Annotated in this window: 25 protein-coding genes; 6 read left to right on the top strand and 19 right to left on the bottom strand. The window is 44.4% G+C overall.

The features are described from left to right. Positions 1-68 precede the first annotated feature (68 nt). Entirely contained in the window at positions 69-728 is a 660-nt protein-coding gene (yihA, locus tag R7Q48_RS19165) for a ribosome biogenesis GTP-binding protein YihA/YsxC (RefSeq protein WP_017635019.1), read from the top strand. Positions 729-1,475: 747 nt separating this feature from the next. Here the strand turns inward: yihA and polA are convergent. From polA to hemB, 3 genes are all read right to left on the bottom strand, one after another. After that, positions 1,476-4,262, bottom strand: a complete 2,787-nt coding sequence (gene polA, locus R7Q48_RS19160) for a DNA polymerase I (protein WP_256903255.1) — start codon at positions 4,260-4,262, stop codon at positions 1,476-1,478. Between the two features lie 618 nt (positions 4,263-4,880). After that, the gene (locus tag R7Q48_RS19155; protein ID WP_005379245.1) at positions 4,881-5,315 is read right to left on the bottom strand and encodes a GNAT family N-acetyltransferase; all 435 of its coding nucleotides are present in this window, start codon (positions 5,313-5,315) and stop codon (positions 4,881-4,883) included. 127 nt (positions 5,316-5,442) lie between these two features. After that, positions 5,443-6,504: a porphobilinogen synthase gene (gene hemB / locus R7Q48_RS19150; RefSeq protein WP_256903267.1), complete on the bottom strand. Its 1,062-nt coding sequence runs from the start codon at positions 6,502-6,504 to the stop codon at positions 5,443-5,445. Between the two features lie 184 nt (positions 6,505-6,688). Between hemB and R7Q48_RS19145 the strand changes: the two genes are divergently transcribed. Then, on the top strand, positions 6,689-7,450 hold the full coding sequence (locus R7Q48_RS19145; RefSeq protein ID WP_203345744.1) for a TatD family hydrolase: 762 nt from the start codon (positions 6,689-6,691) through the stop codon (positions 7,448-7,450). Positions 7,451-7,910: 460 nt separating this feature from the next. Here R7Q48_RS19145 and tatC read toward each other — a convergent pair whose 3' ends face one another. The 7 genes from tatC to rmuC all read right to left on the bottom strand — a co-directional run bounded on the left by tatC (position 7,911) and on the right by rmuC (position 14,099). After that, a complete protein-coding gene (gene tatC, locus R7Q48_RS19140; RefSeq protein WP_005379234.1) occupies positions 7,911-8,663 on the bottom strand; it encodes a twin-arginine translocase subunit TatC in 753 nt (250 codons plus the stop codon). 68 nt (positions 8,664-8,731) lie between these two features. Further along, positions 8,732-9,130, bottom strand: coding sequence for a Sec-independent protein translocase protein TatB (tatB, locus tag R7Q48_RS19135; RefSeq protein ID WP_137281628.1), 399 nt, complete (start codon positions 9,128-9,130; stop codon positions 8,732-8,734). A gap of 3 nt (positions 9,131-9,133) precedes the next feature. Further along, positions 9,134-9,379 carry a Sec-independent protein translocase subunit TatA gene (tatA, locus tag R7Q48_RS19130; protein ID WP_005382958.1) on the bottom strand — a complete coding sequence of 82 codons (246 nt, stop codon included), beginning with the start codon at positions 9,377-9,379 and terminating at the stop codon, positions 9,134-9,136. 52 nt (positions 9,380-9,431) lie between these two features. Beyond that, a complete protein-coding gene (ubiB, locus tag R7Q48_RS19125; RefSeq protein ID WP_005379226.1) occupies positions 9,432-11,066 on the bottom strand; it encodes a ubiquinone biosynthesis regulatory protein kinase UbiB in 1,635 nt (544 codons plus the stop codon). Further along, the gene (locus R7Q48_RS19120; protein ID WP_005379213.1) at positions 11,063-11,698 is read right to left on the bottom strand and encodes an SCP2 domain-containing protein; all 636 of its coding nucleotides are present in this window, start codon (positions 11,696-11,698) and stop codon (positions 11,063-11,065) included. Before R7Q48_RS19120 ends, ubiB begins: the two co-directional genes overlap by 4 nt. A gap of 11 nt (positions 11,699-11,709) precedes the next feature. Continuing rightward, positions 11,710-12,489 (bottom strand): bifunctional demethylmenaquinone methyltransferase/2-methoxy-6-polyprenyl-1,4-benzoquinol methylase UbiE, encoded by a 780-nt coding sequence (ubiE, locus tag R7Q48_RS19115; protein WP_005379210.1) that lies wholly within the window; start codon positions 12,487-12,489, stop codon positions 11,710-11,712. A 77-nt stretch (positions 12,490-12,566) separates the two neighbouring features. Next, entirely contained in the window at positions 12,567-14,099 is a 1,533-nt protein-coding gene (gene rmuC / locus R7Q48_RS19110) for a DNA recombination protein RmuC (protein ID WP_213912307.1), read from the bottom strand. A gap of 168 nt (positions 14,100-14,267) precedes the next feature. Between rmuC and R7Q48_RS19105 the strand changes: the two genes are divergently transcribed. Both R7Q48_RS19105 and R7Q48_RS19100 read left to right on the top strand, forming a co-directional pair. After that, positions 14,268-15,173, top strand: coding sequence for a DMT family transporter (locus tag R7Q48_RS19105; protein WP_213912308.1), 906 nt, complete (start codon positions 14,268-14,270; stop codon positions 15,171-15,173). A gap of 194 nt (positions 15,174-15,367) precedes the next feature. Continuing rightward, positions 15,368-17,815 (top strand): EAL domain-containing protein, encoded by a 2,448-nt coding sequence (locus tag R7Q48_RS19100; RefSeq protein ID WP_256903256.1) that lies wholly within the window; start codon positions 15,368-15,370, stop codon positions 17,813-17,815. Positions 17,816-17,833: 18 nt separating this feature from the next. Here the strand turns inward: R7Q48_RS19100 and R7Q48_RS19095 are convergent, their stop codons facing one another. From R7Q48_RS19095 to R7Q48_RS19080, 4 genes are read right to left on the bottom strand one after another with little or no spacing between them, the layout of a single operon-like run. Next, positions 17,834-18,904, bottom strand: a complete 1,071-nt coding sequence (locus R7Q48_RS19095; RefSeq protein WP_005379202.1) for an AI-2E family transporter — start codon at positions 18,902-18,904, stop codon at positions 17,834-17,836. Between the two features lie 45 nt (positions 18,905-18,949). Then, positions 18,950-19,276: a hypothetical protein gene (locus R7Q48_RS19090; protein ID WP_005379200.1), complete on the bottom strand. Its 327-nt coding sequence runs from the start codon at positions 19,274-19,276 to the stop codon at positions 18,950-18,952. After that, complete coding sequence (locus R7Q48_RS19085; protein ID WP_005379198.1) at positions 19,266-19,778, bottom strand: phage holin family protein; 513 nt, start codon at positions 19,776-19,778, stop codon at positions 19,266-19,268. The genes R7Q48_RS19090 and R7Q48_RS19085 overlap by 11 nt, the downstream gene beginning before the upstream one ends. 48 nt (positions 19,779-19,826) lie before the next feature. After that, positions 19,827-20,075: a hypothetical protein gene (locus tag R7Q48_RS19080; RefSeq protein WP_005379196.1), complete on the bottom strand. Its 249-nt coding sequence runs from the start codon at positions 20,073-20,075 to the stop codon at positions 19,827-19,829. A gap of 361 nt (positions 20,076-20,436) precedes the next feature. Here R7Q48_RS19080 and R7Q48_RS19075 point away from each other — a divergent pair, with 361 nt between their 5' ends. Both R7Q48_RS19075 and R7Q48_RS19070 read left to right on the top strand, forming a co-directional pair. Next, positions 20,437-20,874 carry a DUF2383 domain-containing protein gene (locus R7Q48_RS19075; protein ID WP_065274999.1) on the top strand — a complete coding sequence of 146 codons (438 nt, stop codon included), beginning with the start codon at positions 20,437-20,439 and terminating at the stop codon, positions 20,872-20,874. Between the two features lie 148 nt (positions 20,875-21,022). Further along, on the top strand, positions 21,023-21,421 hold the full coding sequence (locus R7Q48_RS19070) for a hypothetical protein (protein WP_005379193.1): 399 nt from the start codon (positions 21,023-21,025) through the stop codon (positions 21,419-21,421). Between the two features lie 202 nt (positions 21,422-21,623). On the opposite strand, the gene R7Q48_RS19065 is transcribed toward R7Q48_RS19070, so the two are convergent. The 5 genes from R7Q48_RS19065 to R7Q48_RS19045 all read right to left on the bottom strand — a co-directional run bounded on the left by R7Q48_RS19065 (position 21,624) and on the right by R7Q48_RS19045 (position 24,948). Then, positions 21,624-23,288, bottom strand: a complete 1,665-nt coding sequence (locus R7Q48_RS19065) for a diacylglycerol kinase family protein (protein WP_318132408.1) — start codon at positions 23,286-23,288, stop codon at positions 21,624-21,626. Between the two features lie 144 nt (positions 23,289-23,432). Continuing rightward, a complete protein-coding gene (locus tag R7Q48_RS19060) occupies positions 23,433-23,864 on the bottom strand; it encodes a hemerythrin domain-containing protein (protein WP_017821107.1) in 432 nt (143 codons plus the stop codon). 104 nt (positions 23,865-23,968) lie between these two features. After that, positions 23,969-24,166 carry a hypothetical protein gene (locus R7Q48_RS19055; RefSeq protein WP_005379178.1) on the bottom strand — a complete coding sequence of 66 codons (198 nt, stop codon included), beginning with the start codon at positions 24,164-24,166 and terminating at the stop codon, positions 23,969-23,971. Between the two features lie 8 nt (positions 24,167-24,174). After that, on the bottom strand, positions 24,175-24,339 hold the full coding sequence (locus tag R7Q48_RS19050; RefSeq protein WP_411913275.1) for a DUF1328 family protein: 165 nt from the start codon (positions 24,337-24,339) through the stop codon (positions 24,175-24,177). Between the two features lie 57 nt (positions 24,340-24,396). Continuing rightward, positions 24,397-24,948, bottom strand: coding sequence for a BON domain-containing protein (locus R7Q48_RS19045; protein WP_005379174.1), 552 nt, complete (start codon positions 24,946-24,948; stop codon positions 24,397-24,399). Between the last annotated feature and the right edge of the window lie 228 nt (positions 24,949-25,176).

Here is a 25,176-nt window from a genome sequence, read left to right as displayed (position 1 = left end):
ACGGTTATTTTACACATTTTCACAAAAAAGTAATCAATCGACTACACAAAGTCGAGATGGAGTTAACAGTGAGCGTAAAAATTCATTACCAAAATACGCATTTCATCACCAGCGCACCCGATATTCGTCACCTGCCGGAAGACGAAGGTGTCGAAATTGCGTTTGCAGGACGCTCAAACGCTGGTAAATCGAGTGCACTTAACCGTCTAACTAATCAAAAAAGCTTAGCCAAGACATCAAAGACACCTGGTCGTACGCAATTAATCAACCTTTTCAAAGTAGAAGAAGGTTGTCACATTGTCGATCTACCTGGATACGGTTTTGCTCAAGTACCGGTAGAGATGAAAAACAAATGGCAGAAATCTTTGGGTGAATACCTACAGAAACGCGAGTGCCTAAAAGGCTTAGTGGTTCTAATGGACATTCGTCATCCAATGAAAGATCTCGACCAACAAATGATTTTCTGGGCCATCGATAGCCACATTCCTGTGCAGGTTTTGCTAACCAAAGCAGATAAACTAAAAAGTGGTGCACGCAAACAAACTCTACTGAAAGTTCGTAAGCAAGTAGAAACTTTCGGTGGTGACGTTTCTGTTGATGTGTTCTCTTCACTTAAAGGATTAGGTGTCGATCAGCTACGTGCAAAACTGGATACCTGGTTTGCACCAGCACTAGCACACCTGATAGAAGAAGACGAACAAGAGATACCAGCGAGCGATGAAGAATAATTAACAATATTTGTTAAATTTCTTCGACACGGCCCTGCCATTTGGTGGGGCTTTTGTTTATCTGAACTAAATAACAGGCAATAAAAATCCCCGCCTTCCTGGCAGGGATAACGGGAGAGAAAAATTGGTAATTATTGTTATGTGACGAAGCATTGCTGAACTGAGATTCGATTTCAATAGGTTAAAAAGCGCTCTTGTTTCCTGTGTATCACCAAACATTCACTCCAAAAACACCCAATAGCGTTACAATTCAGACAGTTAAGCCAAGCAAATCTTCAAAAAGATGTAACTTAGTTTCTTTCAAGAAAAAATAATAGTGTGACTGGCGTAAATTTACAGGATGAATAACGCAATAAATTTGAAGGAAAAATCGAGATTTTGCAGTGACTTAGAAAGGTCAAAAAAGAAGGTTTTTGAAGGCTAACTTTAAGCTGCTGATCCAAAAGAATAATTTTCTTTCGCCCAATAAAAAACGCCCCAGTCAAAAACTGACTGGGGCGGCTGAATCAGCCTAATCCAATAACGTGAAACAAAAGGTCTGAAAGATAGAACATCTTACCTCTGTACCCTACGAGTATTAATGTACAACAATTGGTCAGAATTGCAAAGAATTTTTGTAGTTTTTTTTCATGAAATTTTTATTAAGCAACATCAAAGTTAACTTTGCGCTAGCTTTTTTAATCTCAAAAAAAAGCCAGCGTTTGTGCGCTGGCTCATAATTAATTGGTTATTTTGGTCTAAAAGTGACTAATGAGCTTGATCCCAGTTATCACCGTGACCTGCTTCTGCAACCAACGGTACTTTTAGCTCTGCTGCAGATTCCATCAATTTCTGTACTTTACTTTCAATTTCGGACAATGATGACTCTTCAACTTCAAAGACCAATTCATCGTGTACTTGCATTAATAACTTCACACGACCATTGCCTTCTTCCTGAATCCACTGATCAACCAACAGCATCGCTTTCTTAATGATGTCCGCAGCCGTACCTTGCATTGGTGCGTTGATTGCCGCACGTTCAGCAGCTTTACGACGCATCCCGTTGCGCGATTTGATTTCTGGTAAATGCAAACGTCGACCAAAAATCGTTTCAACATACCCTTTATCTGCTGCCGTGCTGCGTGTGTCTTCCATGTACTGCATCACGCCTGGGTAACGTTCAAAGTATGTATCCATGTACGCTTGAGCCTCACCACGAGGAATGCCTAATTGCTTCGCCAAACCAAACGCACTCATGCCGTAAATAAGACCGAAATTAACCGCTTTCGCACGACGACGTTGCTCACTTGAAACGTCTTCAATAGAAACACCCATGATTTCTGCTGCGGTTGCCGCGTGGATATCTTTGCCATCACGGAATGCATCCAACAACGCTTGGTCGCCAGAAAGGTGCGCCATGATGCGTAGTTCGATTTGCGAGTAGTCGACCGCTAAGATTTTATGCCCTGATGGCGCGACAAACGCTTGACGAATACGACGGCCAGCTTCGTTACGAATTGGAATGTTCTGTAAGTTCGGATCAGTAGAAGATAGACGACCCGTTGCGGTCACTGCTTGGTGGTAAGAAGTATGCACGCGACCCGTTGATGGGTTGATCATCTTCGGCAGTTTGTCGGTGTAAGTTGATTTTAGCTTCGCCAGACCACGGTATTCCAAAATCAGTTTTGGTAGCGGGTAGTCTAGCGCGAGTTCTTGCAGAACTTCTTCATTCGTCGATGGTGTGCCTGATGGCGTTTTCTTCACAACCGGTAAACCCATTTTTTCAAATAGGATGGCTTGTAATTGCTTTGGAGAGTTCATATTAAACTCTTGCTCAGCAATTTCGTACGCTTTCTTTTCAAGCTCATCAAGGCGAGCGGTAATCTCGACCGACTGCGCACTTAGCTTCATTTCATCAATAAAGACCCCAGTGCGTTCAATGCGCGAAAGAACTGGCACTAACGGCATTTCAATCTCTTCGTAAACTGTCTTCAGGCTTTCATCCTGCTCGATATTAGCAAACAAGCGATTGTGCAGACGAAGGGTCACATCCGCATCTTCTGCCGCGTATGGCGATGCTTGTTCCAGTTCGATTTGGTTAAACGTAAGCTGATTTTTGCCTTTACCTGCAATTTGCTCAAAAGAAATGCAGCTGTGCTGTAGGAAGCGAAGCGCCAAGCTGTCCATATCGTGTTTACCGCCGACACTGTTGTAGATATACGATTCCAACATCGTGTCGTGCTTGATACCTTTTAGCTCAATGTCGTAACGAGCGAGTACAGACGCATCATACTTTAAGTTTTGACCGACTTTTGCTTTCGCTGCATCTTCAAGAATTGGCTTCAGCTGTTCTAGTACCCAATCACGATCAAGCTGTTCAGGCGCATCTAAATAGTCATGTGCAACTGGCACATAAGCCGCAATACCTTCATCGACAGCGAATGACAAACCAACTAGATTCGCTAGCATGTAATCTAGGTTATCGGTCTCCGTATCAAATGCCAACAGCTCAGCCGTTTGAAGTTTATCTAGCCAAGCATTGAAGGTTTCTTTATCCAGAATTGTTTCATATTGGCTGCGATCGATTGTTACCGCAGAAGTTTCCATCTCGGCTTGAGAAGAAGAAGCTTGTGAAGATCCTGCAAGCTCTACGGCCTCCACAGATCCAGAACCGCCTTCAAGTAGTTCATTCAACCAAGATTTAAACGTCAGTTGGCCATACAGCTTCACTAATTCGTCTTTATTTGGTTCCGCTTTCAGCAATGATTCTGGCGTTTCCTCAAGCTCAACATCCAATTTGATGGTCGCGAGCTCATACGAAAGCATGGCATTTTCTTTGTTGTCGATGAGCTTTTTCGCCATGGTTTTAGAACCACGGAAACCAAGCCCTGCAATATCATCGAGGTTTTCATACAACTTCGTCAGACCACCAATACCTTGCAGTAGTGCGGTCGCTGTTTTATCACCGACACCCGGTACACCAGGAATGTTATCTACTTTATCGCCCATCAGTGCTAAGTAGTCGATGATCAACTCAGGTGGAATGCCAAACTTTTCAACCACACCTTCACGATCCATTACGACGTTCGTCATGGTGTTGATCAAGGTAATGTTATCATCCACTAGCTGCGCCATGTCTTTATCACCAGTACTGATCAATACAGGCATGCCCTTTTGTGATGCTTGGTATGCTAACGTACCGATGACGTCATCCGCCTCGACGCCAGGAACACAGATCAGCGGCAAACCCATTGCACGAATAACATTGTGTAATGGTTCAATTTGACAACGCAGGTCATCCGGCATTGGCGGACGATTCGCTTTGTATTCTGCATACATATCATCACGAAAGGTTTTTCCCTTTGCATCGAAAACCACCGCGATGCGCTCAGACGCAAACTGACGCATCATGCTGCGTAACATGTTCACGACGCCGTAAACGGCATTAGTTGGAATTTCACCATTGCTCATGGTGCCCGGGTAGGCGTGAAAAGCGCGATATAGGTAAGAAGAGCCGTCGATAAGGATCAACGGATTTTCAGGAATACTTGCCATAATTGTCTGTATCCAATTCAGTACTTGAGAGATCTGCCTAGGATGCCATGACTGCTGATCTGAATCTATCTTGTTCGCTCGATCTAGGTCGCGTAAATTTTTCCGACTTTATTCAAGAAAACACCACCCCTGTGGATAACTCTGTTTATAGAAATTATCCACTGGTTATCCAATAACAAAAAACACAAGAAAACACCACCTCAACCTATTGATTTATAATAATAAATTCGCATGACGGCGAGAAGATCAACGATCCTAAAATGATCATCGCATGTGGAAAAGATATTAATAGTGACGTCAAATAGAAATCGTAGAAAAGAAAAAAGCGACCCGAATGGGGTCGCCTAGCAGAAGTGGTAAAGCAAATTCTGTAAATAGAGCAGCTTAACCAAGAAGCTATAAATTACACTGGAAGCAATGTGAGCAATGTCGTGTCAAAAAGAATTCGTGCAAGTTCTCGGAAAAATGTTTCATCACTTCTCAACTTTCAGTTAATTAACTTCTGTTAATAAGTCACTCAACGTCCTTGTGAACTTTCCTCATTCCCTAAGACAGGTTTAATAATAATGATTCTCATTTCGTAGTCAACAGTTAAATGAGAAAAAATCTCATTTATTTTCACATTGCTTTAATGAAATGCACTCGAGACTCTCGAAGATTTACTTTTTCTTCAAACTTTTCAATGATATAGCCATTTCTCAATAACAAGCGAAGCATAGCCGGAAACTGGTTTCGAGATTTCACTTTTAATGTGTTGTAGCCTTGTTCTGCCACCCAATCCTCTTGAGCTTCCAAAAGCAGCTGTGCCACGCCTTCATTTCGAGCTTCAGGGACAACACCACCTAACCAGCTATAGAAAACACCATCCTCTAATTCGTAACCTATTTTGAAGCCGACAATCGTGCCATTTTTTTCTGCAACGAGGATTAAACTGTTTTTCTCTTCTAAACGTTGAGTCATGGAGTCTACCGTTTCTCCTTTCGAAAACTCGGTAACACGCGCCACAACTTGAAGTGCTTCTTCCAATGTGCCTTCACGAATCAGCATTGTCATTGTTCTCTTCTCCAAAATAAAAATACCCAAGCACCTTGGATTGTTACTGTTGTAATCCGCCTGAGGTTACTTGGGTATATACAGACGAACAACTCTTGTTGGTCTGGTATTTCTCACTGAGCGATAATTACTCTTCTGTCGCTTCCGGAGTACGATTTAGGTGTTGAGCAGTTTGTGCATTCTCTTCTGCCAACCACTCAGCAACGTCTTTCGCAAAGTACGTTAAGATGCCATCTGCACCTGCACGTTTGAAGCACAATAGTGATTCCATCACAATTTCACGCTCTTTGAGCCAGCCATTCATGATCGCCGCTTTATGCATCGCGTACTCACCAGACACCTGATAAGCAAACGTCGGTACCTGAAGTTCGGTTTTAACTCGGCGAACTACATCTAAGTATGGCATACCAGGTTTAACCATCACCATGTCCGCACCTTCATTGATGTCTAGCGCCACTTCATGGATCGCTTCGTCAATGTTTGCAGGGTCCATTTGGTAGTTTTTCTTGTTGCCGCCTTTTAGATTTGAAGAAGAGCCAACCGCATCACGGAATGGTCCGTAGTAGTTCGATGCGTACTTAGCCGAGTAAGCCATGATTTGAGTATGAATGTAGCCCGCGTTTTCTAATGCTTCGCGGATCTTACCAATTCGGCCATCCATCATGTCTGAAGGCGCGACTACGTCAGCACCCGCTTCTGCATGAGACAAAGCCTGCTTAACCAATACTTCTGTGGTTTCATCATTCATTACGTAGCCATCTTCATCGATGATGCCGTCTTGGCCATGTGTCGTGAATGGGTCGAGTGCCACGTCTGTGATTACACCAATTTGAGGAATGTGTTCTTTAAGCGCTCGTACTGCTCGCTGAACCAAACCTTCTGGGTTGTAGGCTTCAGTAGCACATAAGCTTTTAGCGTCTTGGTTTACGACAGGGAAAAGCGCGATTGCTGGAACGCCTAGATTTGCAAGGTATTGTGCTTCTTCTAGCATTAAATCAATCGACAAACGCTCTACACCCGGCATGGACTCCACGTTCTCACGACGATCTTTACCCATAAGAATGAACATTGGGTAAATCAGATCATTAACAGAAAGTTGGTTCTCAGCCATCAAACGACGACTAAAATCGTGCTTACGTAAACGACGCATACGGCGTGCAGGGAATGGACCTTGAATTGATACAGACACCATTTTCTCCTTGTCTGGACGGTTATGATGATCAAATCATCTGGTGAACAAAATCATATCACTCTTGATGCATGTTGCGAGTGACAATCTGGAAAAAGGTAATGAAAAAAACTGAAAATGACCCAGCACTCACACTCAAGTATACTTCGAATACGAAACCAACCATGAAGCACAGAGAGTAACGATGATCGATACCCACGCGCACATCTATGCTAGCGAATTTGATAACGACCGCGATGAAGTAGTACAACGCGCCTTAACGCAAGGCATTAATAAAATCCTGTTGCCAAACATCGATCTGGACTCAATTGAGCCCATGCTAAAAACCGAAGCGGCATATCCTGACGTATGCCACTCAATGATGGGGCTGCACCCTTGTTATGTGGACAGCAATGTTGAACAAACGTTGGAGATCATCCGCGGTTGGTTTGAGAAACACAAGTTTATTGCGGTGGGCGAAATTGGTATCGACCTATATTGGGATAAAACCTATCGTGCTGAGCAAGAAATGGCGTTCGTAGCTCAACTTAACTGGGCAAAAGAGATGGATTTACCAGTCGTTATCCACACTCGTGATTCGATTGAAGAAACACTCACTTTGCTACGACAAGAGCAAGATGGTCGTCTGCGTGGTGTATTCCACTGTTTTGGAGGCAGCTTAGAAGAAGCACAAGCAATCAATGAGCTAGGCTTCCACTTAGGCTTGGGTGGCGTATCAACCTTTAAGAATGGCGGGATGGATAAAGTCATTCCACATTTGGATATGCAGTGGGTCATTTTAGAAACCGACTGTCCATATTTAGCGCCGGTGCCACACCGTGGTAAACGTAATGAACCAGCCTACACTTCTCTCGTTGCACAACGTGTTGCCGACTTGCGTGATGTCGACATCGCAACCATCGATGCCATAACGACTGAGAATGCCAAAACGCTGTTTAATATTTAATTCACGAGAATTGAAAAAAGCGACGAAATCAACGTCGCTTTTTTATCACCTAAACTATTGAATGAACGATTCAACCCGTTGAAATAGTAGAACAATCCATACAAAATTATTGATAAACATAATAATTAACTAGCAACTCTACTTACTTCTCATATCGTCACTTTACTTCGTCCGCTTTGCAAAACTGTCGACAACTCGACACATTATTTTTCTATACTGATTTACGCCCATTAATTAGCACAAATGTAAAACAGCATGAATATGGAAGTTGAAGTGTGTACACATGGTGCTTACTTACAACGCGTACCGCGCAGTTTTTTTCAAAAGCTGCTGGGCATCAAGGAAGTATACGTATGCACAAAATGTGGTTACGTCATGAAAGTTAAGTAATTAGCCCAAGAAAAAACCAACCGCAAAAAAAAGCGGCTCAATTGAGCCGCTTTTCACATCTAGATTAGCCTTATTCTTCGGTTTCCGCTTCTACTTCTTCGCTTCGACGAGTATAAAAACGCGCGAAGAACAAACCGACTTCAAACAGTAAACACATCGGAATAGCGAGTAAGGTTTGCGAGATCATGTCTGGTGGCGTTAACACCATACCTACGACAAACGCAGCCACTATAATATAAGGACGTTTCTGTCTTAAATCTTCTGGTGTAGTGGCCCCAGTCCAACACAATAAAATAATCGCAACAGGCACCTCGAATGCGATACCAAACGCCATAAATAGCGCCAGCACAAAGTCGAGATAACTCGAGATATCAGTTGCAAACTCTACTCCACCAAGAGAGATGGCGGTAAAGAAGCCAAACACCAATGGAAATACCACGAAGTAGGCAAATGCCACTCCACAGTAGAACAATAGCGAACTAGAGAACAGCAGTGGCATGATCAATCGACGTTCATGCTTGTACAAACCTGGCGCTACAAATGCCCACACTTGATACAAGATAAACGGCACCGCAATAAATACCGAAGCAATTAACGTCAGCTTAAGTGGCGTAAAAAAAGGTGACGCTACATCCGTAGCAATCATGGTCGCGCCTTCAGGTAGACGCTCTACTAAAGGTGCGGAAACAAACTCGTAAATGTGGTTAGAGAAATAAATTAGTCCAACAAACACGACCAACACTGCGAGGATTGAACGCAGTAGTCGGTTGCGAAGCTCCAACAAATGACTAATTAAAGGTTGTGTCTGCTCGACGGTAGACATGGCAAACCTCTTATTAAAAACCAGATCAAAAAGGAGCTACCAATCACTAGTAGCTCCTCCTAATGAGACTATTCGGCTTTCTTATCTGCCGCTGTAACCTTGCTCTCTTGCGCTTTCACGACCTCTTCGACTGCTGGCTCTGTTTTTACAGGCTCAGCCTCTGAATCGGTGTTCTTTGCGTAAGGACGATTTACAGATTGCGCTGCCTTCTTCAATTCTTCGACTGAAGATTTCAACTCAGGGGACAAATCATCCATCCCCATTTGTTCTGCTTTGCGCAAGTTTTCTTGCAGCTCTTGGACTTTCAGCTCGTGTGACAATTCGTCTTTGACGCTATTTGCCATACTCTTAGCGGCACCGATAAAGCGAGACACGCTGCGAATAGCATGAGGCAAACGCTCCGGCCCAAGAACGACCAGACCAACAACAGATATTAATACCAGTTCCCAAAAACCGATATCAAACACGTTTTACGCCTGCTCTTTGTCTTTTTTCGTTTCAGGAGCAGCTTCTTTTTTCTGCTGCTCTTCTAGACTTTTTGGTTCGAAGTCTGCGTCTTTGTCATTTTTCGCAGGTTCATCTTCGCTCATCGCTTTTTTGAAGCCCTTAACGGCACCACCCAGATCGCCACCGATACCGCGTAGTTTCTTTGTTCCGAATAGCAATACAACAATTACAGCAATGATTAGAAGTTGCCAAACACTGATACCACCCATTCTCTTTACCTCGGGTCTTTAAACAAACAAAAATATTTCAAGAGTTTAACGTCTATTGACGATAAGCTCGCCAACTAAGCAGCCAAAATGTGACACCTGCGATACCGCAGGCCAACGAAAGCTGCTCAAAAGCATCGTTCACCAATATTGCCGAGCATACGACTAAAGTCGCGCCAACGCCAAACAAAAACTTTCCTGTCGCCTGCTGGCGCTTGCTCTGGCGATACCCTTGATAAAGCTGATCCATACGTTGATTCATCGCTTTACCTTGTTTCAGGCTATCGTAAAGTAGCTCTGGCAGTTCAGGTAATTTCTCTGCCCAAAATGGTGCGCGGTCTTTAATCGCATTCACTAGAGCTTGCGGCCCAACTTGATTCATCATCCATTCTTCCAGGAATGGTTTTGCGGTCTCCCACAAATCAAGTTGAGGATATAGCTGCCTACCAAGCCCTTCCACGTACAACAGCGTTTTTTGCAACAGTACAAGCTGTGGCTGAACCTCCATATTGAATCGACGTGCCGTGTTGAACAAATTCAACAACACATGACCAAAGGAGATTTCGCACAATGGCTTAGCAAAAATAGGCTCACACACAATGCGAATCGCGAACTCAAACTCATCGACATTGGTATCCGCAGGCACCCATCCTGAATCCACATGTAACTCCGCCACTCGGCGGTAGTCACGATTGAAAAACGCCAGGAAGTTTTCCGCCAGATAACGCTTGTCTTCGCTATTAAGTGTACCAACGATTCCGCAATCTAGCCCTATCCACATTGGGTTCTCTGGATGTTCGGGTTTGACGAACACATTACCCGGATGCATATCAGCATGGAAAAAGCTGTCTCGGAACACCTGAGTGAAGAACACACTCACACCGCGTTCCGCGAGCAATTTCATATTGGTGCCATTTGCTTTCAAGCCTTCAATATCAGAGACTTGAATGCCATATATTCGCTCAGAAACCATGACAGTTTCATTACTGAAGTCGGGAAAAACTTCAGGAACATATAATTCTTCGCTGCCTTCAAAGTTGCGGCGCAACTGAATGGCATTCGCTGCCTCACGTCGCAAGTCGAGTTCATCAAGCAGGGTTTTCTCGTACTCACGCACGACTTCAACTGGTTTTAAACGACGTGCTTCAGGCATCGCTCCGGCGACTATACGCGCCATTCGGTGCATCAGTTTTAGATCTGAATCAATGACTGGGCGAATATCTGGGCGGATAACCTTTAATACCACTTCTTGGTTAGTGTCTTTTATGCGCGCAGTATGTACTTGAGCAATCGACGCAGACGCCAGTGGTTTGATATCAAACTCGGTAAACCATTTTTCTAACGGACCTCCCAATGCTTGCTCCATCTGCTTTTTTGCCAACTCGCCATCAAAAGGCGCGACTTGGTCTTGAAGTAAAGCTAGGGGATCAGCGATATGCGGAGGAAATAAGTCACGGCGCGTCGACATCATCTGACCGAACTTAATCCAAACCGGCCCCAGCTCTTGCAGTGCTAAACGCAGACGTTCACCGAGTGGTTTTTCTGGATGCTTGTTCTTAATCCAAAACAAGCTTTTGCGCAGTAAAAGCGGAGCTTTGGTCAGTTGGTGATCGGGAAGCAGCTCATCTAAGCCGTATTCCAGTTGTACTTTGGCGATGTGGTATAAGCGCTTTAGTTCTGCTGGCGTCATGGTTTCTCCAATGCAGGCTTATCTGCATCCAGCTTATTCAGCAAAGCCGTTAAACGAGCTTCAATGCGAGAAGCCTGGCTGCGAACCTCATCAACTTGGTCGCAGAAATAGGCCACTTCTAACGGAGCGGGAGCCAGTTTCCATTCTTCAGTCACTACTTGCGCAAGATGACGCTGGTGTTTTTCTGCTTGAGACGCAAGAAAGTTGCCGATGTTTTTTGAACCTTGCACAAAGGTATGTGCGGCGACATCGCCAGTCACGCGAGACAACCACTCTTCAACATCTGGTTTGCAATCCACCATCAACTGAGAGAATTTCTGCGCCAATTGAATATCGCCTTCGAGTTCAAGTTTATCTTGTTTAATAAGACGAGTGATGTTGGCCTGATCGCGCAGCTCTGGTAACACACTCAAGTTGAGCGATAGATAGCAGTTAGGCTGCCCTTCGTAATGACCAAGCACATCAATTTGCTGACTAAAAACGAATGTCAGTGTTTTATTGATCTCTTTCAGGTGAACTTGAATAACTTGACCTTTTAGACGCGCTAAACGACGGCCCAATGCAGGGTCGTCTTTGATCAGTGTATTCAGTGACGTTTCAATCACAGCGGTGATAAGTGGTTCAAATGGCATGCCGTTAACCCTTAGAATTTATAACCGCGATGCAAAGCCACAATACCACCAGTTAAGTTGTAGTATTTGGTGTTTTCAAAACCTGCGTCTTGCATCATGCCTTCCAGCGTTTCTTGGTCTGGATGCATACGGATTGACTCCGCTAGGTAGCGGTAACTCTCTGAGTCATTCGCAACTAGCTCACCGATTCTCGGCAACAAGTGGAATGAATATGCGTCGTATACTTTAGATAACGGCTCTAGCACTGGTTTTGAAAATTCCAACACCAATAGACGGCCGCCAGGCTTCAGTACGCGGAACATTGAACGAAGCGCTTTGTCTTTGTCTGTCACATTACGCAAACAAAAACTGATGGTGATAACATCAAAATAATCATCAGGGAACGGCAGTTCTTCTGCGTTGGCTTGAACATAATGCACGTTACCCACAATACCGTTGTCACGCAGTTTATCGCGACCAACGTTAAGCATTGAGTTATTGATATCGGCAAGGATGACATGGCCTTCATCGCCAACAATGCGCGAGAATTTCGCCGTCAAATCACCCGTACCACCACCTAGGTCAAGAATACGTTGGCCAGGGCGAGCACCACTACAATCGATAGTGAAGCGCTTCCAAAGGCGGTGAATACCACCAGACATCAGGTCATTCATGATGTCGTATTTTGTTGCCACGGAGTGGAATACTTCGGCAACCTTAGTCACTTTTTCGTCTTTTGCCACTGTAGAGAAACCAAAGTGAGTGGTTTCATTCTCTAACGCTGTATTGGATTGCAAACTTGTGTCCGTCATTCTAATTCCTCTTAGGCAGCGCTTTCCTCTACGGGGCGTTTGTTGACAAATAAAATCGCCCACTGCACTGCGGGCGATTAGTTTACTTTATCCTCAGCCGGATGTCTTTCTACTAACGGGTCATTTTCTGAAAATGCATCACTCTGCGCTAACTGCGCGAGGTCGGAAGAAATCGGTCGTTTAATTTCAACTCCCAAGTGTTTAAAGCTTTCGGCTTGGCGAATCACATTTCCGCGCCCTGTGGCAAGCTTGTTCATCGCACCTTGATAGCTTTGATTCGCCTTATCCAGCGCACCGCCGAGCCCCTCCATGTCGTCTACAAACAATCGTAATTTGTCGTAGAGTTTTGTCGCACGCTGCGCAATCATTTTGGCGTTTTCATTTTGGCGTTCATTGCGCCATAGATTATCAATGGTGCGCAATGCCACCAGCAACGTTGTTGGGCTCACCAAAATGATGTTTTGCTCCATCGCGTCTTTAATCAAGCTCGGATCGGCTTGAATCGCGACTTGGAACGCCGGCTCAACCGGGATAAACATCAGAACATAGTCCAAACTCTGAATACCTTTGAGTTTGTGGTAGTCCTTCATGCTTAACCCTTTGATATGTGCACGTAGAGCAGCTAAGTGCGCATTCAAAGCCTGATCGCGCTCAGCATCAGTTTCGGCGTTGAAGTAGCGCTCATAGGCAACCAGCGCCATTTTAGAATCCACAACCACTTGTTTGTTTTGTGGGAGATGCACAATGACATCAGGTTGGTAACGCTTACCTGCTTCATTTTGTAAGTTCACCTGAGTCTGATATTCGTGCCCTTCACGCAAGCCAGATTCGGCAAGTACCCTAGCGAGCACCACTTCGCCCCAGTTACCTTGCTGTTTGTTGTCCCCTTTCAACGCTTGGGTCAAATTAACCGCTTCGCGCGTCATTTGCTCGTTCAAACGTTGCAGGTTTTTCAGCTCATGCACTAAGGTATGGCGCTCTTTAGCTTCTTGACTAAAGCTGTCATTAACGTGCTTTTTGAACCCTTCTAACTGTTCTCTAAGCGGTGACAACAAGCCTTCTAAACTCTGACGGTTTTGCAAATCGACCTTCGCGGTTTTTTCTTCAAACAGTTGATTGGCCAAGTGCTCAAATTGTTGTTTCAAGCGTGCTTCTGCTTGTTCTAAAATTTGCAGTTTTTCGGCATTAGCTTGGTTAATTTGCTCATGGCGAGCTTGCTGTTCACGCAGCTGCGTTTCTAGACGTGATTTGTGTTCACGCATTTGGCCAAGCTCATCAAAGTATTGCTGGCGCTCTTGCTTTACAGCCTCGAAGTAACGTAGTTTTTCCATTGCTGCCATCAGCTTTCCATGTGTTTGGCGTACTTCAAACGCGGCTTTATCGCGCTCATCATCTAATGCATCCAACTCTTGCTGAGCATCGGCAAGGCTTTGCTTGACCTGTTCAAGTTGCTGTTGATGAAGCTGTTTTTCTGAAAAAAGTTGTTGCTCGAGAAGCTGAGCTTGGGTGATAAAACGCTGTTTCACCCACCAACCGGCAGCGACACCACTAAGCGTGGCAGCACAAAGAGAAGAGAGAATGAGAGATTGGTACTCAAGAATCCATTGCATAATAGCGAGTTAGCCTGTGTTTTGTATCTATAACAATGGTATTTAGACACTGGATAAATGTCCAGTTTGTTGGATGAAAAATCCTCGCATACACTAGGCCTTCCTATAATATTCTTTCTTCCGCTCAAATTATCCAAACCGAGCGGCACATCATCACGCAGAGGCATCATGAACGAGCGTCGCGCCCTAGGATTTGGGCTCTCAGCAGTATTACTTTGGTCTACCGTTGCAACCGCATTTAAACTCACGCTGGCAGAATTTACGCCGATTCAAATGCTATGCATTGCCAGCATCGTCTCTGCGATTGCACTAACAGTAATCTGTGGTGTGCAAGGTAAATTGGGCCAGTTAAGCGCTACATTTTTCTCAAACCCTTGGTATTACCTACTGCTTGGTTTGATTAACCCTTTGGCGTATTACGTTATTCTGTTCAAAGCATATGACTTGCTGCCCGCATCTCAGGCTCAAGCGATCAACTACAGCTGGGCCATCACCTTAACGCTAATGGCCGCTGTTTTCTTAGGACAAAAGATCCGTGGTAAGGACTGGCTGGCTTGCGGTTTTAGTTATGTCGGCGTGATAGTGATTGCCACACAAGGCAATCTTTTAGGCATGGAATTTGAGAGCCCGTTGGGTGTTGGTCTTGCGCTGCTATCAACGCTGCTGTGGGCCGGTTACTGGATTTTAAATACCAAAAATAAGGCCGACCCTGTGGTTGGCGTTCTGCTCGGCTTTTTGGTCGCTATTCCATTCGCCATTGGTTTAAGTCTTTATGAAGGTGCGAGCTGGCAGGCAATCTCAGCTAAAGGCTGGGCAGCGGTGACGTATGTCGGACTGTTTGAAATGGGGATCACTTTCGTTTTGTGGCTGAGCGCACTCAAATCAACGCAAAACACCGCGCGTATCAGTAATCTGATCTTTGCTTCTCCATTTATCTCACTCATGTTGTTAGCTACCATCATCGGCGAAGAAATTCACCCTTCAACCTTGATTGGCCTGGTATTGATCATCAGTGGCTTAGTCATTCAGCAAGTCTCATGGGGCAAGAAAACCAAAGCGGTAAACGCTTCTTAATCACCTATCAAAAGCCCTAAAAAACGATGCAATAAGTTGGATAAAAAAGAGATATAGATAACATTTTAATGATAGAAAGCACTTTACGCTGCTAGGATTTAGCTACGCGTTGGATACGATACTCACAAAGCCCAATAGCTTACGCTAGATTCTAATATAATTACCTTTGGGCGATTTAGGACTCGTTATTAATTATGTTTCGCTTCGCTATTCCTTCGCCTTTGATGGCAGACTGGCAACACGTTCTGCGACAATGCTGTAATGTAACTCAAGCTCAGGGACAGCTTTATACTCTGAGCGATACTCAGCAGTGGCTATCGACTGAGGTGTCCACCTCAACCCAAAATCATCGTGCTATCGTCGATGTGATAACGCAAGTTGTCGATCACTTTACGCCGACAGATTTTACAGTTAGCCATACCCCCTTTGAAGAGCAAACCTTGAGCATTGGACCGATTTGGCTACCTAATGGCGAATTGCTTGCCGTACTGACACTGACTCACCCTAATGATCAATCAACGGTTGTTTCGGCATGGCTAAGCGCAATCGCGGGGCGGATCAGCTTTGATATCAACTTGCACTGTCAGCAAGAACAAACGCGACATCAAAGCGCGGAAATAAAGCCAACACCAACACTACAAGAGTTTATCGACTGCCTTGAAGACCACGTATGGATAAAAGGCATGGATGGTCTTTATTCGATGACCAACCGAAGCGTAGAAAACGCGTGGCAAAAAACCAACAGTGAAATCATTGGAAAAGACGATTTTGCTCTGTTTAGCCATGAACGTGCGGAAAAATTCATTGATGCCGATAAATTGGTGGTAGCCACGGGCACGCAAAATATTGTTGAAGAATGCCGTCAAATTGATGAAAACAATAACCCCACTTGGCTAGAAACCATTAAGTCTCCTGTCCGTGATCATGCGGGAAACTTAATCGGCATTCTGGGGATGACACGTAACATCACCCGCCGAAAAATGGTAGAAACGCAGCTCTCCTTAGCGTCCCAAATTTTCAACAATTCGCAAGAAGGCATGGTCATTACAGACCGCAATGCCAACATCATTGATGTAAACACGGCTTTTACCCAAATTACAGGTTACCGCTCTGAAGAGGTGATAGGAAAAAACCCACGAATTCTGCGCTCAGGCCATCATGATCAAGGTTTCTATCAACAGTTGTGGCATCAACTCGAAAACAAAGGCCAATGGAAAGGCGAATTCATCAACAGAAAGAAAGATGGCAGCATTTATCCGCAATTAGCGACCATTAGCGCCGTAATGGACGATAAAAACCACCTTATTAACTACATTTGTGTGTTTGAAGATATCTCTGTGCGTAAGGCACACGAAGAAAAGCTGCAGCGCATGGCTTTTTACGATCCATTAACCAATCTACCTAATCGCACCCATTTACTCAGCTTACTCGAACAACACATCGAAACCGGACACAAAAACCAGCAGACGTTTGCCACCCTATTCTTAGATATCGACCATTTCAAACACATCAACGATAGCATGGGCCACTTCTGTGGTGACCAATTGCTGTCTAAGTTAGCGATTCGTCTGCAAGATGTGCTTCACCTCAATGCGCATGTGGCTCGTATTGGCGGCGATGAATTTGTGATTATTTTACCAGACATCCATAGTGATGTTGCCTTACTGGAAACCGTCGGCGATATTCTAAGCGTATTCCAGCAACCATTCGACTTAGCAAATCACGACTCACTTCGTGTCTCGACCAGTATTGGTATTGCCTTGTACCCAAGAGACGGTCAAGACAGTGAAACCTTACTGAAAAACGCAGACACTGCGATGTACTTAGCGAAGAAAAATGGACGCAACGGCTACGCGTTTTACTCACCGGATTTGACCGATAAATCCGTATCCCATGTACGCATTCAATCCGCTTTGCATCAAGCAATAGAAAAACAACAACTCCGGTTAGAGTTCCAACCGCAATACAACTTGGAACAAAATACGATTGTCGGCGTGGAAGCTTTATTACGCTGGCAGCATCCAGAGTTTGGCCTTGTACCACCAGCAGACTTTATTCCAATTGCAGAAAAAACAGGGCTGATTCAAAGCATTGGTGAGTGGGTGTTACAACAAGCTTGTTTGCAAGGTAATGCTTGGCTGGACCAAGGCATCGAGTTTAGCAAAATCGCCGTCAATGTTTCTGCGTTGCAGCTTCAGCAGTCAAATTTCATTCAGCGATTAAGTACTATCCTCGATAACACCGGATACCCTGCCCAACGGTTAGATTTGGAGATCACAGAGAGCTTTTTACTGATCGACCCTCAACAAGCCATTGCATCGTTAAATCAATTACGAGAACTTGGTATTGAGATTTCTCTGGATGACTTTGGAACTGGCTATTCGTCTTTGTCTTACTTGAAAGGTTTGCCAATCAACAAACTGAAAATTGACCGCTCATTTGTCAGTGATGTCCCAAGTAATAGCGACAGCAACGCGATTGTGAATGCCATTATTGCCATGGGAAAAACGCTGTCGTTGAAAGTCGTCGCGGAAGGGATAGAAACTCGGGAACAAGCCGATTATTTATTCGAAAAAGGCTGTATTTATGGTCAGGGATATTTGTTTAGTCAGCCAGTGAGCGCTGAAAAACTGTTTCGTTGAACCAGCTTGATCCTCAAGTCACTCTCGCGGTGCCACGTCCGCGGAGGTGATTTGTTTTGCTTGATTTTGGGTTGATTGGCATAGCTCTAGACGATCAACCAAAATATTGATACAAACCAGCAACGGCACACCGATCAATAGTCCCATTCCGCCCCAAAGCCAGCCCCAAAAAACAAGCCAAACAAAAATCACTAACGGGTTTAAGTTAAACCTTTTCCCCAATAGTGTTGGTGTAACAAACTGACTTTCAATCAAATTGAGCAGTAAATAGATAGACACCACCGTCAGCATAAAACTGACCGACTCCAACTGAAGATAAGCAACAAAGCCAAAGCTCACCATGGATATGACAGGGCCGAGGTACGGCGCAAAATTCATCACGCCTGCAAATGCGCCCCATAGAAATGGATCTTCAAGGCCTAGAACAAAAAACACGGCCCCAACACTCAACCCCAGCCCCGCATTCACTAAAGTGATGGTGCCAATGTATCGAGATAGGTCTTTCTGTAGCGCTTTGACCAACTCAATCGCTTGGCGCTGTTTGGCGAACCCATGTAGGTAAGACACTGACTTTCGAAATAAGCTTCGTCCATGATTGAGCATAAAGTAAACCATAAACAGCACGATCATCGCTTGTGTCAAAATCGTCGGCGTAGTGGTCGCGAGCGTTTTTACCAAAGAAAATACGGTGTTGTTCCCGACCTCATCCATGCTCATATCGTTGGCGATATTCAATGGAGTATTAAGGTGATCAGCCGAAGCTTTAGTCACTTCACTCACTTCTTGCGACACATTTTTCACGATACTGGGCAGCTCAGACCACCATTGCTTGGCGGGCTCCGACATGGCGGCAAGACCAATAATTGAGGCGCCAACGAGGAATGACAGCGTCAACACGACGGTAATAGCACGTGGTAAACCTTTGTCTTCAAGATAATTAATGAAAGGGCTGCACAGCAGAGAAATAAAGGTGCTAAGCACAATAGGTAACAATATTGGCTTGGCAAAATACAGCCCTGGGACGAGTAACAGGACGAGAAGCGTTGCACCAATCGCAGTGTTGGCAGGAATGTTCAATTTCGCTGTCATAATAAGCTCAGAATCGGTAAGAAAATTTTGCGGTGAAATCCGCTGTTAGAGTGGTTCGCCCTCTGTCGTCGCAGCGTTGCTTACTTGTGTTGCTGCATTTCCATTTTGCTCCGCATCTGACTCATCCAGAGAAGCTGCCGCGACCGGCTTTGTGAGCGAATCGGTAATATCAGACACGCTGCTAACCAATAGCCCCATTGACGAAATAGAAGAAGTCAGTCGAGACAATCGACCTGCTTTTGCTGCGGTAACGGCAACGACAGCACTAATGCCTAATGTCGTCCAAGGGTTTTCTCTCACAAACTTCTTGGTGGTAAACGTGAACATTTCCATCGACAAACAGCATTGCTCTAGAGACGCTTTACCTTCCATCCGCTTGATCCGCATGGCTCGATTGAGCTTTTGTAGCGAGCGCATCCCACCCCTCCTGTAATTGTTCTGTCGTATTTTTGAATCCAAGAAATCCAACTAAACGCTTCTGCCACCAGGCTAAAGCAAATAATGCCAAGCCTAATGATGTGATAAATACACCCACGGCAACATATACGTTGGCAGTTAACTGATAAGCCACCACCCCAGAGGCAAGGCACAAACTGAATACGAACAATACCGACAATAGGGTAAAAACAACGGTACACAGCAAAATCTGACGCACTGCGGACACGTTAACTTTCATCTCCAAGAGGAACAAATCCAACGTTGAACCTGACCATGCTTTTAGCGATTTCGTCAGTTGGTCCAATTGCGCAAGAATGCTACTCAAACCATTAATGGTTTGTTGGATATCCTGTTCTTCTGCCCCATCAGGGGCTCGGCCGCTGTCTGAAGCCGCCGAGCCTGATTGCTGATTGGTAACTTGCCCTGAGTTATTCATGTGAAGCCTCGCCTTTCTGTTGTGTGGCTTAATCCTTGGTGACCACTATTATTTGATCAGCTTCGAAACCGCCCAACCAGCAAGGAAGGCACAGCCTATGCTCAGCAATGGGCGCTCCTTGATTACATTTTCTGCCGACTTAGTCGCCTGCTGAACTTGCTGTGCACCGACATCCAGCTTCTCTTTGGCTTGGTCTTTCATCGCGCCAACGGCTTCCGTCGTGGCTTGTTCCGCTAAGTGATATGCTTCTTCTAACTGCTCTTGAGGTTTTACTGTGCTTTCTTTTGTAGTAGCCATAACTAGCCTCCATTAATGAGTTGAATAGTGAATCAAGTGAAACAATGTTTGACCTCACTTACTCCCTACAAAGCCATATCCATGCCAGAATTTTAAGTTATTGTTTTTTATTGATTTTATTTTCATTTCGATAAAAAGCCGTATCTGTACGTGTAATTCTTTCCAAGCTTTCCCCGCCATTCTTGTAATTTTTTCTTAGCGCCTTACCGACTGTTAGCAAGTTATTGCAAAAAAAGATATTAAGTCACTGATTAATAAGACTTAAAATTCATTGGCATACAACCTGCAATTAAAGATGAAACATCGTGTTTGTATTCCATACGCTCAAACACCCCTATCACCAGTAAATAAGGAGTGGCATATGAAAAATGAAAACATCGCCTCAATCATTGAGCTTATCGAAAGCGGAAATGAAATTTACAACAAGGCCATCGAGAACATCGACAACACTTCTTTGAATAATGTGTTGGTAGAACTGCTCAGAGTACGTGAGCATGCAGTCATTGAGCTCACTCCCTACTCTCTAGGAAGTAACAATGAAGAATCTGCCGACGACACTCCGGTTTCCTACACCATCAAGGCGCGTGAGGTCTACAGCGACGTGATGAAGGAAGTGTCCTCTGACAAAGAGTCAATGTATTTAGAACAGCTTGAAGGTGTCGAAAGCAAGGTACTCAAAGAGATTGAGAATTTGATTACTTCCCACCCAGAGCAGGCGGATAACTCGGTTCTGCTGAAAGTTCGTAGCGATATAAAAAGTTGCAAAGAAAAACTCAGCAGCATCAGCCTTATTAGCTAAAACCTGGTGGTCGCCCTTGCAATAAAGCTCGGTATTGAGCAAAGAAATGGCCAACTTGCTTTGGCCATTTCTGACAAGCCCACAGGCGCATTAACATAACCGTCACGAGAAATGTCCCACGACAATAATCACAAATAAAGAGGTCACTATGACATTGGATAACAATCGAGTAAGGGAGCTACTCGTAAAAATGACACACCATCGCCAAACGTGTTTGCCTCTCGTTAACCCGCAATCACATATGACACTCGCAAGAGCGGCATATCGATTCGTGAAAATAGAAAAAGTGATGATCAAAAAGATGGCGAAGCTGTTTTTCGACCAAGATGGTGAACAATTCATTGCAGAAAATGCCACCGAATACGGCGTTGCCGAGCTAGGTAATTACAAAGAAATGCATTTTATGAATAAATTACTGTTAGATGATTTAAAAGCCCTGCTTAGAGCCATTGACGACACCAACTTAACCGCACTTGTTTCTTATTGGTTAGCTGCTTTACAAGTTGAAAACGATGAAATTGAAAAGCACTTACCTCAGGGTGAGTAATTATACTCGCCCTTCTTTCTTCACTTTGTTTAACCCTCATCCCCAATCAACCTAATAAAAAGGTGCAGATAGACAAAAGCCGCTGCATCTACGCAGCGACCTTGATAGCCTTTTTACGACGCACACCAAATCATCAAACAGCACAGAAAAAGCGCCATGTAGAATACGAAGCAAATGGCGCGTTATCCGCGGATTATCTGTGTTAAAGCGAAGCTGATTTACGTCTCTGGCTTGGAACAAATACGTTCAATGACTTTGGACGCAGCTTGATTGCCAGTTGCTCATCAGAATACAGTTCACCATCAATCACATATTCAATCGGTTTATTCGCAGAAATAGTAACGCTCTGAGCCGTCGCGTATTGAAAATGTGTCGATTCTTCCTGTGCGCCTACGCTCGTTAATGTCAGATCCGACAAGGCGATAAGACGTCCGCCTAAAGACTCGGTGTTATCTAAATATGTGATATGCAGCTTGCCATCATCAGGCTGCGGCGCATCACCACCTTGGGCAAGCAACGTACTAAATGGAGCGATATTCGCAACGACAAAACTATGGACGTCAAGCGTTTGTGTATTCTTGTCGTGGTTTCCATCTTCAGTTGGAGCGTCTAACGATACGGTTAAAGCTTGCGTTTCTTCCGCCACTACAGCATTAAAAAAGCCGGTGAGGTAAGCGAGTTGTCCAAAAACATTTTTCTCTTCTCGCTGAGCGTGCTCGATCATTTTCTGTTCTAGCCCAATGCCTAAGACCAATAAAATAAGCCGCTGATTACATTCCGCAGTATCAATACGTTGGCAGTGTCCGCCAAGCAACGCTTCACACGCTTTTTCGACCGGTGATAATTTTGCGCCAACGCCATAGAGCACATGACATAACGCATTGGCAGTTCCGAGCGGAACAATACCGAGTTTTAGGGCGGTATCCACCAATTGGCTCGCCACCTCTGTTACTGTGCCATCGCCACCAGCTACGATGATTTGCTTAGCTCCACTTTCTTTTGCCTGTTGTGTTAGCTGCTCGGCGCTGAGGTTTGTGGTGGTTTGATGAATACTCAAGCGATATTTTTTGGTTAGTTCACGAATCAGGTGCTGTTCGTTTTCCTCCCATTTTCCGCCACCTGCAACAGGGTTAACCACCATCCAAGTGGATTGATCCAGCCCTAGTACGCCTTTTTCACTGATCGCTCGTAACGTTCTAATCTGTAATTTATTCAATCTCGCGGTACTGCGTACGTCATTGATTTTTTTCATCACGGATTCAACCGTCAGTGACGGGTCTTTGCTCAGTAAATACGCCGCCACAACAAACACTGAACGACCACGCCCTAACGCACAATGCACAACCACTGCCCGCGAGCACGAGATTTGAGTATCAATCCAGTTAATCGCATGGCGAAGGCGCTCTAGCGTTGGGGCTTTGTGGTCGAGTACCGGAATCGAAAGGTAATGAAACTGCTTGTCGGTCATCGCACTTTCAAGGCCTGCAAATTCTGCGGTGACATCGACAATACAAGAGATTTCATTGGATTCGAGAAAATCTAAGTCACTCTGAAACAAACGGCGAGATAGGTATAAATTGTCGCTGACTTTTTGGATTGGAGGCACTGTATCACGCCGTCTTTCCCAGGCGTTATACGCTCTAGCCCCCAATAGAAATGGGATGAATGCCCAGCGAATCCACCTGACAATCTTGCCATCTTGGTTTTTTCTAAAAATAGAGGGAATGTCGAATACGTAGGCTACGCTGACCAACGCTAAAGAAAGCGATATCCATAAGAACAGCAAACTAACGATAATTTGAGGCGTATAGATAGCGGCCAATAAACTGATCAGAGCGCCAAGAATATAATATTTGATGATAAACATTCGCTCTCCTTGCCTTCAGCGAGTGCACTTTTTAGTGGAAGTTAGAATACGCGGGGGATTGAGCTTGGATACATGAACTTTAGTAAACGCCTTGATTGAGTGCCTTCCCGTGCCGAAATGGCACGAAAAGGTCCAACACTCTACCTAGCTTACCATCTCTTCAACATAACCATCCGCTAGTTTCATTTTCTGCTTATCGGTCATTACCTTACCGGCTAACTGGAAGAAACGCTGCTCTTCTTCCTCAAGATGGTGCAACACTTTGTGACGCAAGGTTTTCATTAGGTTGAGCCACGCTGGCGAGCTCATATCGGTTGCATCAAGCTGTGCAATCACTTTATCAATTTCATGATGCTCTGCGATGCCATGGCGAGTGAGATCAATGGTCTTATCACTATCTATTAAAGGCGCGTAGAAAAACCGCTCTTCTGCCGCTGCGTGCTGTTCGAGTTCCTCTTTAAGGTTGTGATAAAACTCTTCACGAGCGGGGGAATCTCCAGACGTTTCCATCAGAGCATCGAGTAAAAGGCGTTGCTTTTCATGACTCTCTTTCAGTACATCAAATATGTTTTTCATCTTTGACTCCTTATCTGATTGTAAACAATTGGGACAAAAGGAAGGGCGGTGATTGACCGCCCCTCTCTTACATAGCTATGCGTAAAAAACCTAACCTAATTCGGCTAACAGTCTTGGTCTTCAGCGTTTAGGTTTTCTTTAATGTTTTCACATTCATCTTCAATCGCATTTTGGGTTTCTTCGGCGGCTTCATCTATCTTTTTGCCGGCCTGTTCCATTGGCCCTTCTTCACTACAAGCTGCCAACGCAAACACCAAACCGAATACTGCGGCGATACGGTAAATAAATGACGTAAGTCGCATGGAATCTCCTATCTATTTACGTTTTTTCTTCCCAGTAGAACAATCACTATTGATACAATTAATGACAGTAGGAATAGGTAAAATATCACTTGCGCGATAGAGGCAGCAGCTCCTGCAATACCGGTAAAGCCTAATAGTGCAGAAATTAGTGCCAGTGCCAGAAAAATAAACATCCAACGAACCATAGTGTTACCTCCTAATAAAAGTGGGTTAAATCACTCGGCTCGCTATTATTGAACCACTTCTAGCTTATCAATCACCTTATTTACGTCATTGGTGTTATTTGCAATTGAAATTGCAAGATCATGCTCCGCATCTGAATTAACTTTACCTGCCAACGTTACCGTTTTGCGTTCTGTCGTTACATCAATATCCGTACCACTCACATTGGTATCCATTAGTAGGCGCGTTTTAACTATAGTCGTGATTTTAGAATCGGTCAGTGTAGCTAAAGCTTCTGAATCAGTTTCTTTCTTGCCTTCATTCACTACTGACAATTCGTTGTTTACTTTTTTCACACCATCAAGACCAGTAACAAGCTCTTCGGCAAGTGATTTTTCAAGATCATTGTTTACCGAACCAGAAAGGGTAACGACCTGATTCTCTACATCGGTATTGATATCAAAAGAGTTGAGATTGCTGTTTAGCAGTAGTGTGGTTTCAGCTTTACCATCTAGCCAAGCGTCCATGGATTCTTTTTCCCATTTATCACTCGCTAAGACTGCTGTAGATGAAGTAGCAAGAACTGACGTAAGTACAATTTTAGCTGCGATGTTATTCATGGTAATTCTCCTTTATTGACGTTGCACTTCCCTAGGAGCAAACCATGTGCCAACTTTATAACTCATTGTTTTTAAGTGACTAATAAAGGAAAGAGGTAAAAATGAGATGAGCAATAAAGTATAAGCATGAATTATTTACACGTAAAAAATGTAATTTTTAATCGGTGATAAAGCCTCCGCCACTTGTGCAGAAATAACCTGATAAAACAGAAAGGCTATTTCTCCAGA

This window comes from Vibrio sp. 378 (assembly GCF_033339435.1).
Note: the sequence above shows the minus strand (reverse complement) of the source record. Positions and strands in the feature narration are given on the sequence as shown.